Annotated in this window: 10 protein-coding genes; 6 read left to right on the plus strand and 4 right to left on the minus strand. The window is 70.2% G+C overall.

Annotated features, from left to right (window positions below):
• Positions 1-145: 145 nt before the first annotated feature.
• The 3 genes from ACWCPF_RS02625 (at position 146) to ACWCPF_RS02635 (ending at position 3145) form a co-directional block, all read left to right on the plus strand.
• Positions 146-1165 carry a ComF family protein gene (locus ACWCPF_RS02625; RefSeq protein WP_451043135.1) on the plus strand — a complete coding sequence of 340 codons (1020 nt, stop codon included), beginning with the start codon at positions 146-148 and terminating at the stop codon, positions 1163-1165.
• A 314-nt stretch (positions 1166-1479) separates the two neighbouring features.
• Complete coding sequence (gene hpf / locus ACWCPF_RS02630; protein WP_450945561.1) at positions 1480-2172, plus strand: ribosome hibernation-promoting factor, HPF/YfiA family; 693 nt, start codon at positions 1480-1482, stop codon at positions 2170-2172.
• Positions 2173-2398: 226 nt separating this feature from the next.
• Positions 2399-3145 (plus strand): response regulator transcription factor, encoded by a 747-nt coding sequence (locus ACWCPF_RS02635; protein ID WP_351919171.1) that lies wholly within the window; start codon positions 2399-2401, stop codon positions 3143-3145.
• Between the two features lie 86 nt (positions 3146-3231).
• Here the strand turns inward: ACWCPF_RS02635 and ACWCPF_RS02640 are convergent, their stop codons facing one another.
• Complete coding sequence (locus ACWCPF_RS02640) at positions 3232-4404, minus strand: winged helix-turn-helix domain-containing protein (RefSeq protein ID WP_451043136.1); 1173 nt, start codon at positions 4402-4404, stop codon at positions 3232-3234.
• Positions 4405-4484: 80 nt separating this feature from the next.
• Entirely contained in the window at positions 4485-5066 is a 582-nt protein-coding gene (locus ACWCPF_RS02645) for a GNAT family N-acetyltransferase (RefSeq protein WP_451043137.1), read from the minus strand.
• A 281-nt stretch (positions 5067-5347) separates the two neighbouring features.
• Between ACWCPF_RS02645 and secA the strand changes: the two genes are divergently transcribed.
• Entirely contained in the window at positions 5348-8164 is a 2817-nt protein-coding gene (gene secA / locus ACWCPF_RS02650; RefSeq protein ID WP_451043138.1) for a preprotein translocase subunit SecA, read from the plus strand.
• Positions 8165-8282: 118 nt separating this feature from the next.
• On the opposite strand, the gene ACWCPF_RS02655 is transcribed toward secA, so the two are convergent.
• Positions 8283-8903 carry an Rv3235 family protein gene (locus ACWCPF_RS02655; RefSeq protein ID WP_451043139.1) on the minus strand — a complete coding sequence of 207 codons (621 nt, stop codon included), beginning with the start codon at positions 8901-8903 and terminating at the stop codon, positions 8283-8285.
• Positions 8904-9254: 351 nt separating this feature from the next.
• Between ACWCPF_RS02655 and ACWCPF_RS02660 the strand changes: the two genes are divergently transcribed.
• Positions 9255-9788 carry a DUF6912 family protein gene (locus ACWCPF_RS02660; RefSeq protein ID WP_451043140.1) on the plus strand — a complete coding sequence of 178 codons (534 nt, stop codon included), beginning with the start codon at positions 9255-9257 and terminating at the stop codon, positions 9786-9788.
• A 140-nt stretch (positions 9789-9928) separates the two neighbouring features.
• Entirely contained in the window at positions 9929-10597 is a 669-nt protein-coding gene (locus ACWCPF_RS02665; protein WP_451043141.1) for an HAD family hydrolase, read from the plus strand.
• A gap of 97 nt (positions 10598-10694) precedes the next feature.
• Here the strand turns inward: ACWCPF_RS02665 and ACWCPF_RS02670 are convergent, their stop codons facing one another.
• Positions 10695-11261: a DJ-1/PfpI family protein gene (locus tag ACWCPF_RS02670; RefSeq protein WP_451043142.1), complete on the minus strand. Its 567-nt coding sequence runs from the start codon at positions 11259-11261 to the stop codon at positions 10695-10697.
• Positions 11262-11354 lie beyond the last annotated feature (93 nt).

The raw sequence follows: 11354 nt of genomic DNA on the forward strand, positions 1-11354 counted from the left end.
TTCCCGGCATTCCAGGGCGCAGTCCATTGGAACTGCTTTCCGCCTGAACCTTTCTGCGTGCCTTCGCGCGAGTTTTCCACAGGGTGTGGCCGGAGTTCCGGACGGTTTTCCACAGGGGTGGCAGGCCGCTTCGGACCTTGGCAGAGTGATCGACGTGGAAGGCGTTCGCAGGTGGTGGCAGGAACTCGCCGGCCTGGTGCTGCCCGCCGCGTGCGGAGGCTGCGGAAGCGCGCGTACGGTGCTCTGCCCGCAGTGCCGGGCGGCGCTGGGCGGGGCCGTGCCGTTCCGGGTGCGGCCCGTGCTGGAACCGCCAGGGCTGCCCGCCGTGCACGCGGCGGCCCGGTACGCGGACGAGGTACGGGCGGTGCTGCTGGCCCACAAGGAACGCGGCGCGCTGGCGCTCGCACGACCGCTGGGCGAGGCGCTGGCGGGGGCGGTGCGGGCGGGGGTGAGGGAGGCGGGGGAGGGGGTGGGGGTGGGGGAGGGGCCCCAGTCCCCCGGAGGCGTACTGCTCGTCCCCGTCCCGTCCGCCCGCGCCGCCGTACGCGCGCGTGGGCATGATCCGGCGCGGCGGATCGCGCTCGCGGCGGCCGGTGAGCTGCGGCGGGCCGGGGTGCCCGCGCGGGTGGCCGCGGTGCTGCGGCAGCGGCGGGCCGTGGCCGATCAGGCGGGGCTCGACTCCCGGCAGCGGCTCGACAACCTGGTGGGCGCGCTCGGGGTGGTGCCCGGGGGCGCGCGGGTGCTGTGCGGTGCTCCGGTGGTGCTCGTCGACGACCTCGTCACCACGGGCGCTTCGCTGGCGGAGGCGGCGCGCGCGGTGCGGTCGGCGACTGTGGCGGAGCGGGTTCAGCGGGCTGGGCGTGCTGGGCGAGCGGAACGGGTGGGACAGGTGGAAGGTGGGGAGAGGGGGGAACAGGGGGCGGCGTGGGGCGGAGGTGGAGGTGGAGGTGGAGCGGCTGTGTACGGCGGTGTCACTCGGGAAGACGGAGATCACGGAGATTACCGGGACGGCGGAGCAGGCCGTGCGGAGCGGGCGGTGGAACCGTACGGAGCAGATGAGGGAGGCGTGGGCGGGGTGTCGGCGCGCGTGGGCGGTGGCGGTGACGTGCTCTGCGCGGCCGTGGTCGCGGCGGCGCCGGGGTCTTTCGAAATAAACCGGAACTGAGTGAGAACTTGCGTCGTTGCAGGTAATGAGAGGGCCAATTCACCTGGATGGAGGTACGCGGCAGTAGAGGGTGACGACATCCGTCCGGGCGAGATATGTTCGGTTGTGAGGGAAAGCCGCAGGCCACACCTCTCATATCCGAATGCCGTGCTGCGGTTTTCGTAATCTTCCGCGGCACCTGGGGTGTAGATCTCGCCCATGGGGGAGGAGGAGGTGGAAGTCACCGAGTCAGCGGTTCCGGTGCTCACCGGGGCCTGGTGCAAAAGGGAGATGCTCCGCCGTCGAAGCGGAGTGATCCGGGAACGGAGTTCTGCGTGGACATCGTCGTCAAGGGCCGCAAGACCGAGGTGCCCGAGCGGTTCCGCAAGCACGTGGCCGAGAAGCTGAATCTGGAGAAGATCCAGAAGCTCGACGGCAAGGTGATCAGCCTCGACGTCGAGGTGTCCAAGGAGCCCAACCCCCGACAGGCCGACCGGTGTGACCGAGTGGAGATCACTCTGCGTTCCCGCGGCCCCGTGATCCGGGCGGAAGCGGCGGCCAACGACCCGTACGCGGCACTCGACCTGGCGGCGGAGAAGCTGGACGCCCAGCTGCGCAAGCAGCACGACAAGCGATACACGCGCCGCGGCGCCCGCAGGCTCTCCGCGGCAGAGGTTCCCGACCACGTTCCGGGCGTGGCGACGCTCAACGGCAACGGCCGTCCCGTCCCGGCCGGTGAGTCGGACAGCGTGCCGACCAGGAAGATCGGCTCGCTCGAGGTGCAGGGCGACGGCCCCCTCGTGGTCCGCGAGAAGACGCACGTGGCCGCCCCGATGACCCTTGACCAGGCCCTCTACGAGATGGAACTGGTCGGACACGACTTCTACCTGTTCGTCGACTCCGAGACGAAGCAGCCCAGCGTCGTCTACAGGCGGCACGCCTACGACTACGGCGTGATCTACCTCGACACCGACCCGATGGTGGCTCAGGCGCACGCACCCGAGGCGGGTGGTGCGCTGGGCGGCTGACGCTGCCCGGTGACAGCTGAGACCTTGCCCTGGTGACAGCCGGCGGTGTGCCCCTGGAAGCGCTTGTGCGCCCCCAGGGGCACCCTCGTGCGACCCCTTGGGACATCGCTCTGTCATCGCGTTGTCGGTCGGGCATGGAATCATGGCAGGGCGGTTCAACCGGTGGGCCGCTGCCTTGGGTTGGCGATGGCTCAGGACCAGGCCACAGCCTTCAGGGGGAGGAACGATGGCGGACAGCTTCGGACCGATGCGGGACGAGGGCGCCGGCGACGGCGTCGTCGGCATGGGCCCGGACGGGGGCACTGCACGCAAGGAGCCGATCAGAGTCCTTGTCGTGGACGACCACGCCCTGTTCCGCCGGGGACTGGAGATCGTGCTCGCGGCCGAGGAGGACATCCAGGTCGTCGGTGAGGCGGGGGACGGCGCGGAGGCCGTGGACAAGGCGGCCGACCTGCTGCCGGACATCGTGCTGATGGATGTGCGGATGCCCAAGCGCGGCGGTATCGAGGCGTGCACCTCCATCAAGGAGGTGGCCCCCAGCGCGAAGATCATCATGTTGACGATCAGCGATGAGGAGGCCGACCTCTACGAGGCGATCAAGGCGGGCGCGACCGGCTATCTCCTCAAGGAGATCTCCACGGACGAGGTGGCCACCGCGATCCGCGCGGTCGCGGACGGGCAGTCGCAGATCAGCCCCTCCATGGCGTCGAAGCTGCTCACCGAGTTCAAGTCGATGATCCAGCGGACGGACGAGCGGCGGCTCGTGCCCGCGCCGCGGCTGACGGACCGGGAGCTGGAGGTGCTCAAGCTGGTGGCCACGGGGATGAACAACCGTGACATCGCCAAGGAGTTGTTCATCTCCGAGAACACCGTGAAGAACCATGTGCGCAACATCCTGGAGAAGTTGCAGCTGCACTCCAGGATGGAGGCGGTGGTGTACGCGATGCGGGAGAAGATCCTCGAGATCCAGTGACCCGGCGGGCCGGCTTGCCCCGCCGGCTCCGCTCGCCCCGTCGGCCCCGCTCGCTCCAGTGGGACTGCTCGCCCCGGCGGGTCCGGTCAGGCCAGTGCGCGGGCGAGTTCGCGGGTGAGGGGCTCGCGCAGGTCCGGGGCGTCCACGCGCTCCACGCGGACGTCCGTGCAGTCCACCCAGGTCGCGGCTTCCAGGAGGGCCTGTGCGACCGCCGGGACCGCCTTGGGGCCGTCCAGGGTGACCTGTCTGGCGACGAGGGTGCGGCCCTCGCGGGCCGGGTCCACGCGGCCGACGAGCCGTCCGCCGGCCAGGACCGGCATCGCGAAGTAGCCGTACACCCGCTTCGGCTTGGGGACGTAGGCCTCCAGGCGGTGGGTGAAGCCGAAGATCCGCTCGGTGCGCGCTCGTTCCCAGACCAGGGAGTCGAAGGGGGACAGGAGCGTGGTGCGGTGGCGGCCGCGCGGGGGCGTCTCCAGGGCCGTGGGGTCGGCCCAGGCAGGTTTGCCCCAGCCTTCGACCGTGACCGGGACCAGGCCCGAGTCGGCGATCACCGCGTCGACCTGTTCGCCCTTGAGGCGGTGGTAGTCGGCGATGTCCGCGCGCGTGCCGACGCCGAGGGACTGGCCGGCCAGGCGGACGAGGCGGCGCAGGCACTCGGTGTCGTCCAGCTCGTCGTGCAGCAGGGCGGCGGGTACGGCGCGTTCGGCGAGGTCGTAGACGCGCTTCCAGCCGCGGCGCTCGACGCAGACCACCTCGCCGTACATGAGCGCGCGTTCCACGGCGACCTTGGTGCCGGACCAGTCCCACCACTCGCTGGTCTTCTTCGCTCCGCCCAGGTCGGTGGCGGTGAGGGGGCCTTCGGCGCGGAGCTGTTTGACGACCTGGTCGTAGGTGCCGTGCGGGAGGTCGTGGTTCCAGTGCGGTCGGTTGCGGTAGGCGCGGCGGCGGAAGGCGAAGTGGGGCCATTCCTCGATGGGGAGGATGCATGCGGCGTGCGACCAGTACTCGAAGGCGTGCGTGTCCTGCCAGTAGGAGTTCTCGACGGTCTTGCGGCCGACGGCGCCCAGGCGGGCGTAGGGGATCAGCTCGTGGGAGCGGGCGAGGACGGAGATGGTGTCGAGCTGGACGGCGCCGAGGTGGCGCAGGACGCCGCGGACGCCGGCTTTGCGGTCGGGCGTGCCGAGGAAGCCCTGCGCCCGTAGGGCGATGCGGCGGGCTTCGTCTGCGGAGAGCTCGGTGGCGGGGCGCGGGGTCGTCATGGCTCGCACGATAGGGGGTGGGTCTGACACTGCGGGGTGAGCTGGGGGTCTGTGCGGTCGGGGGCCGGTGGAGGCGGGTCTCAGGCGTCGGTGGGGGCCGGGAGGTACGGCGCCGTCGACGGGAGGCCCAGGTCCGAGGGGAGCAGGGAGGCCAGCCAGCAGTCTCTTCGTACGCCCTTGTTGTTGATGGCCGAGCGCAGGGTGCCCTCCAGGGTGAAGCCGGCGTTCTCGGCGACCGCGCGGGAGGCCGTGTTGCCGATTTCCGCCCGCCATTCGACGCGGTCGACGCGCAGGGTGGTGAAGGCCCAGTGGGAGGCGGTGCGGGTCGCCTCGGTGGTGTAACCGCGGCCGCGGTGTTCCTTGGCGGCCCAGAAGCCGACCTCGGCGGTGCCCAGGGAGCGCATGGTGAGGCTGAGGAGGCCGGTGAGGCTTCCGTCGGGGAGGAAGACGCCGAAGGTGAACATCGCGCCGGTGGCCCAGCCTTCCGGGGCGAGTAGTTCGGTGAAGCTCTGCGCGTGTTCGGGCAGGTAGGGGGAGGGGATCGTGGTCCAGCGCTGGATGTCGGGGTCCTGGGCGGCGGTGTACACGGCGTCGGCGTCCTGGGGACCGAGGGGGCGCAGGACGAGGCGTGCGGTGGTGAGGGTGACGGGCTCGGGCTCCATCGGCCGATTCTGCTTCGGGCGTCCGGTGGGCGCCATCGTTTTGCGGTGCGTGAGCGTGTGATCACAATTCGCGCAATTCGTCCGGCGGGCGCGGCACCATCGGCGGGGCCCGGCCGTTGTCCCCTTTGAAGAGATTTTTGGAGCAGGTGCGCAGCAGTGTGCGGTCCTCGTCACGGCAGGCCTCCCGGCGTGGTGGGGTCCTCGCATACGATGGCCGTTGCTCAGTTAAGTCACATGGAAATCGACCGTCCCAGGCCCGACCGGCAAGGAGACCAACCCCCGTGTCCGTCCTCTCGAAGATCATGCGTGCAGGCGAAGGCAAGATCCTGCGCAAGCTGCACCGCATCGCGGACCAGGTCAACTCCATCGAAGAGGACTTCGTCGACCTCTCCGACGCCGAGCTGCGGGCCCTCACCGATGAGTACAAGCAGCGGTACGCCGACGGTGAGAGTCTGGACGACCTGCTTCCCGAGGCCTTCGCCACGGTGCGCGAGGCCGCCAAGCGCGTCCTCGGACAGCGCCACTACGACGTCCAGATGATGGGCGGCGCCGCTCTGCACCTCGGCTATGTGGCCGAGATGAAGACCGGTGAGGGCAAGACCCTGGTCGGCACGCTGCCGGCGTATCTCAACGCCCTGTCCGGCGATGGCGTGCACCTGATCACCGTCAACGACTATCTGGCCGAGCGCGACTCCGAGATGATGGGTCGCGTCCACAAGTTCCTGGGGCTGGAAGTCGGCTGCATCCTGGCCAACATGACGCCGGCCCAGCGCCGCGAGCAGTACCTGTGCGACATCACGTACGGCACGAACAACGAGTTCGGCTTCGACTACCTGCGCGACAACATGGCGTGGGCGCAGGACGAGCTGGTGCAGCGCGGCCACAACTTCGCCATCGTCGACGAGGTGGACTCGATCCTGGTGGACGAGGCCCGTACGCCGCTGATCATCTCCGGCCCGGCGGACCAGGCCACCAAGTGGTACGGCGACTTCGCCAAGCTGGTCACGCGCCTCAAGAAGGGCGAGGTGGGCAACCCCCTCAAGGGTCTTGAGGAGACGGGCGACTACGACGTCGACGAGAAGAAGCGCACGGTCGCCATCCACGAGGCCGGTGTCTCCAAGGTCGAGGACTGGCTGGGGATCGACAACCTCTACGAGTCGGTGAACACGCCGCTCGTCGGCTACTTGAACAACGCCATCAAGGCGAAGGAGTTGTTCAAGAAGGACAAGGACTACGTCGTCATCGACGGCGAGGTCATGATCGTCGACGAGCACACGGGTCGTATCCTCGCGGGCCGCCGCTACAACGAGGGCATGCACCAGGCGATCGAGGCGAAGGAAGGGGTGGACATCAAGGACGAGAACCAGACGCTCGCCACGATCACCCTGCAGAACTTCTTCCGCCTCTACAGCAAGCTCTCGGGCATGACCGGTACGGCGATGACCGAGGCCGCCGAGTTCCACCAGATCTACAAGCTCGGCGTGGTCCCGATCCCCACGAACCGGGCGATGATCCGCAAGGACCAGTCGGACCTGATCTACCGCACCGAGGTCGCGAAGTTCGAGGCGGTCGTCGACGACATCGCCGAGAAGCACGAGAAGGGTCAGCCGATCCTCGTCGGCACGACGTCGGTCGAGAAGTCCGAGTACCTGTCGCAGCAGCTGTCCAAGCGGGGCATCCAGCACGAGGTGCTGAACGCGAAGCAGCACGACCGTGAGGCGACGATCGTCGCCCAGGCCGGCCGCAAGGGCGCGGTGACGGTCGCGACGAACATGGCCGGCCGTGGTACGGACATCAAGCTCGGCGGCAATCCCGACGACCTCGCCGAGGCGGAGCTGCGGCAGCGCGGTCTCGACCCCGAGGAGCACATCGAGGAGTGGGCCGCTGCGCTGCCTGCCGCGCTGGAGAAGGCGGAGAAGGCCGTCAAGGCGGAGTTCGAGGAGGTCAAGGACCTCGGCGGGCTCTATGTCCTCGGCACCGAGCGGCACGAGTCGCGGCGTATCGACAACCAGCTGCGCGGTCGTTCCGGCCGGCAGGGCGACCCGGGCGAGTCCCGTTTCTACCTGTCGCTGGGCGACGACCTGATGCGGCTGTTCAAGGCGCAGATGGTCGAGCGCGTGATGTCGATGGCGAATGTGCCGGACGACGTGCCGATCGAGAACAAGATGGTCACGCGCGCGATCGCGTCGGCGCAGTCGCAGGTGGAGCAGCAGAACTTCGAGACGCGTAAGAACGTCCTGAAGTACGACGAGGTGCTCAACCGGCAGCGTGAGGTCATCTACGGCGAGCGGCGTCGCGTCCTGGAGGGCGAGGACCTGCAGGAGCAGATCCAGCACTTCATGGACGACACGATCGACGCGTACGTCGGCGCGGAGACCGCCGAGGGCTTCCCGGAGGACTGGGACCTGGACCGGCTGTGGGGCGCGTTCAAGCAGCTCTACCCGGTGAAGGTCACGGTGGAGGAGCTGGAGGAGGCGGCCGGTGACCGGGCCGGTCTGACCGCCGAGTTCATCTCCGAGTCCATCAAGGACGACATTCGCGAGCAGTACGAGTCGCGGGAGTCGCACCTCGGCTCCGAGATCATGCGTGAGCTGGAGCGCCGGGTCGTGCTGTCGGTGCTGGACCGCAAGTGGCGTGAGCACCTCTACGAGATGGACTATCTCCAGGAGGGCATCGGCCTGCGTGCGATGGCGCAGAAGGACCCGCTGGTCGAGTACCAGCGCGAGGGCTTCGACATGTTCTCCGCGATGATGGACGGCATCAAGGAGGAGTCCGTCGGCTACCTGTTCAACCTGGAGGTCCAGGTCGAGCAGCAGGTCGAGGAGGTCGAGGTCGCGGACCGCGAGCCGGTCGACATGGAGAAGCAGGACGTGGTGCCGGCGCAGGCGGGTTCGCGTCCGGAGATCCGTGCGAAGGGGCTGGACGCGCCTCAGCGCCGTCAGCTGCACTTCTCGGCGCCGACGGTGGACGGGGAGGGCGGCACGATCGAGGGCGACTTCGAGAGTGACGACGACGAGCCGGTCCGCTCGGAGGCCGACGGTCTCACGCGCGCGGAGCGCCGCAAGCAGGCGAAGGCCGGGCGGCGTCGTAAGAAGTAGGAAGAAGTAGTCACGGTTGCCGGTGGCGCCGTGGGTTGCGCAGCGGCTTGAGGGGCCGGGTCACCTTTGGGTGGCCCGGCCTTTTGCGTGGCGGGTGACGGTGGCGACGGTGGCCGCCTCAGTCGTCCTGGGGGTGGGGCCTGCGGGTGCCGTCGACTTCGACCGCGGTGCAGCGCCAGCGGCGGTCCGTGCCGAGTTCCAGGCGGAAGGCCATCGCGCGGAGGCGGTCGCCGGCGCCGATGCGGGCGAAGGCCTCGATGGCGCCGGGGCGCGGGACGTAGTAGCCGATGTCGCGGACGACGGGGCGGGCGCCGTGGGCGGTGGTGCGCAGCGGGCCGCGTTCGGCGAGGTGGGCGAGGTCGTCGTAGGCGCGGCCGAGGGTGTGCCGGAGCATGAAGTGGACGGGGCGTCGGCCGGTCAGGACGGCCAGGAGGCGGTCGGCGAAGAGGTCGGTGGGGCGGGGCTGGGTGAGGGGGCGGCGGGGGGTCTGCGCGGGGACGGTGGGGGCGGCGGGGGCGTGGGTGAGGGGACGGGGGGTGGTGGGGCGGTTGTCGGTGGGGCGGGCGCGGGTGGGGGAGGTGGTGCCGGGTGCGCCGGGCGGTCGGCTGCCGTTCGGGGGCGTGCGCGGGGCGCCGTTGGCGGTGTTGCGGGGTGGGGCGCCGGCGGGGCGGCGGGTGTCGCGGCGGCCGGGAGGGCGGGTGCCGGGGTGGGCCTGCGTCCTCGTCATGACCTTGTTCATGGGGGTCCCCGTTCGGTGGGCGGCGTGGGTGGGCGACTCCGGTCGGCTACCGCTCGGTAACTTGCCGTTGCGGATCTTGTACGGGGTCGCCGTCCGTGGGGGCAAGCGGGCGCTGCGCCTGTGGTGGGGGCCCGGGAAGTTCACCTATCAGGGGTGGGCGAGGGTGCGGAAAGCCCGGGGTCACAGGGGGTGGCCGTGTGAGTTCCGGGGTGTGGGGTTGACGTCTGCGGGGGTCGGGGCAGGGACCCGAAAGGGGACGTCCGCACGTATCCTGAAGGCCCTCAGGGAGGCGTGGAACCGCCCTCCCGGGGGCCGAGTCCGAGCCTGCGACCACGAAGAGAGCGGCCACCCATGCGTGTCTACGTCCCCCTGACCCTCCCCGCTCTCGCCGAGGCGCACAAGACGGGCGGGCTGACGGGTGAGCCGGGATCCGGGCCGCTCCTCGCGTACGCCGTCACGCCCGCGTTGCGCGAGTGGTATCTCTCCGACGACCTGGAGGAGCTGGAGTACGCGGCGCTCAGCAGGGCCGCGCTGGCCTCGCTGCGACTGCTGGCGGCGGATCCGGGCGCCCCTCGGCGGCGGGTCGTGGTCGCCGTGGACGTACCCGACCGCGCGACCGCCGTGGACCCCGACCGCGGGCTGGATCCGGCGGCGCTGGGCGAGGTGCGGGTGAGCGGCGTCGTGACGCTGGCCAAGGCGGCGGCGGTGCACGTCGACGCCGGGGACGCGCAGGTGGAGGCGGACGTGCGCGCGGGCGCGCGGGCGCTCGCGGCGGCGGACGGCGGGGACGACGACGCGCAGTTCGTCGTGGACGGGGCCGAGGACCATGAGCTGCTGTGGTTCGCCCCGCAGGAGATCGCGGGCCTGGTGGGTTCGGGGGACTGAGCTCGGCGCTGGGCCGGGCCGGGCTGGGCTCGGGCTGAGCTCCAGCGGTGGGGGGTGTCCTGGGCTCGCGTCGAGCTCGTGCTGAGTCTGTGTCGAGTTCGCTCACTTGATTGTCAGTGGCGGCGGGTACGTTTGCAGGCATGGGGAAGCACGAAGCGGCGCATATCGTCTGGGACTGGAACGGGACACTGCTCAACGACAACGACGCGATCATCGGGGCGACGAACGCGGCATTCGCCGAGCTGGGGCTGGAGCCGCTCACGCTGGAGCAATACCGGGCGCTGTACTGCGTGCCGGTGCCGAAGTTCTACGAGCGGCTGATGGGGCGGCTGCCGACGGACGCCGAGTGGGAGGTCATGGACGAGATCTTCCACCGGTACTACGCCGAGCACCGGGTGCGGTGCGGGCTCACCGAGGGCGTGGAGGAACTGCTCGCGGGGTGGCGGTCGGCGGGGCACAGTCAGTCCCTGCTGAGCATGTACGTGCACGAGGAACTCGTGCCGCTGGTCCGGGGCTTCGGGATCGAGCCGCACTTCGTACGGGTCGACGGGCGGACCGGGCCCTCCGGGGGCAGCAAGGCCGAGCACATGGTGCGGCATCTGCGAGCGCTGAACCAGGTCGAGCCGGAGCGCACGGTGGTGATCGGGGACGCGGCGGACGACGCGGTCGCCGCGCTGCATGTGGGGGCGCGGGCCGTGCTGTACACCGGCGGGTCGCACAGCCGGGCCAGCCTGGAGGGGGTGGGGGTGCCGGTGGTGGACACGCTGGGGGAGGCGGTCGAGGTCGCGGGGCGGTTGGCCGCGGCGTAGGACTCCGTCGGTTCGGCCGGGGTTTCCTGGGGTTTCCTGAGGCTTCCTGGGGTTCTCGGGCTTGGGCTCGGGTTCCTTGTGCGGTCGTGGGTGCGGGTCAGGTCGCCGGGGCCTTTGCGCGGAGCACGCTCAGGAACTCGCGCATCCAGGCGGAGTGGTCGGGCCAGGCGCGGGCGGACACGAGGGTGCCGTCGACGACTGCCTCGGCGTCCTGGAAGGTGGCGCCGGCCGACTGCATGTCCAGCTCCAGGGCCGGGTAGGCGGTGACGCGTCGGCCGCGGAGGGCGTCTGCGGCCGCGGTGAGCAGGGGGCCGTGGCAGATCTGGGCGACGGGCTTGTCGGCGTCGAAGAACGACTTGAGGATCTTGCGGAGTTCCGGGTCGTTGCGGAGGTACTCGGGGGCGCGGCCGCCGGGGATGACGATCGCGGCGTACTGACCGGGGTCGACCTCGGAGAAGGCGAGGTCGGCGGGCCAGGTGTAGCCGGGCTTCTCGGTGTAGGTGTCGAAGCCGGGTTCGAAGTCGTGGACGACGAACTGGAGCTTTTTGCGGGTGGGGGCGGCGATGTGGACTTCGTAGCCTTCCTCCTGGAGGCGTTGGTAGGGGTAGAGGACTTCCAGGGACTCTGCTGCGTCGCCGGTGACGATGAGGATTTTCGCGGGCATGGTGGGCGGCTCCTCTCGGGCGTGCGGGGTCGTTTGCAACGTGCCTCTTGGGGGTGCGGTTGCCAAGAGGGGGCGCTCTTTCAGCGTCCCGCG

It is taken from the genome of Streptomyces sp. NPDC001858 (assembly GCF_053594615.1).

Bases quoted from the DNA above. Each gene is read 5' to 3' on its own strand.
- ACWCPF_RS02635 (WP_351919171.1), top strand. From the start codon at position 2,399: ATGGCGGACAGCTTCGGACCGATGCGGGACGAGGGCGCCGGCGACGGC.
- ACWCPF_RS02640 (WP_451043136.1), bottom strand. From the start codon at position 4,404: ATGACGACCCCGCGCCCCGCCACCGAGCTCTCCGCAGACGAAGCCCGC.
- ACWCPF_RS02645 (WP_451043137.1), bottom strand. From the start codon at position 5,066: ATGGAGCCCGAGCCCGTCACCCTCACCACCGCACGCCTCGTCCTGCGC.
- ACWCPF_RS02655 (WP_451043139.1), bottom strand. From the start codon at position 8,903: ATGAACAAGGTCATGACGAGGACGCAGGCCCACCCCGGCACCCGCCCT.
- ACWCPF_RS02660 (WP_451043140.1), top strand. From the start codon at position 9,255: ATGCGTGTCTACGTCCCCCTGACCCTCCCCGCTCTCGCCGAGGCGCAC.
- ACWCPF_RS02665 (WP_451043141.1), top strand. From the start codon at position 9,929: ATGGGGAAGCACGAAGCGGCGCATATCGTCTGGGACTGGAACGGGACA.
- ACWCPF_RS02670 (WP_451043142.1), bottom strand. From the start codon at position 11,261: ATGCCCGCGAAAATCCTCATCGTCACCGGCGACGCAGCAGAGTCCCTG.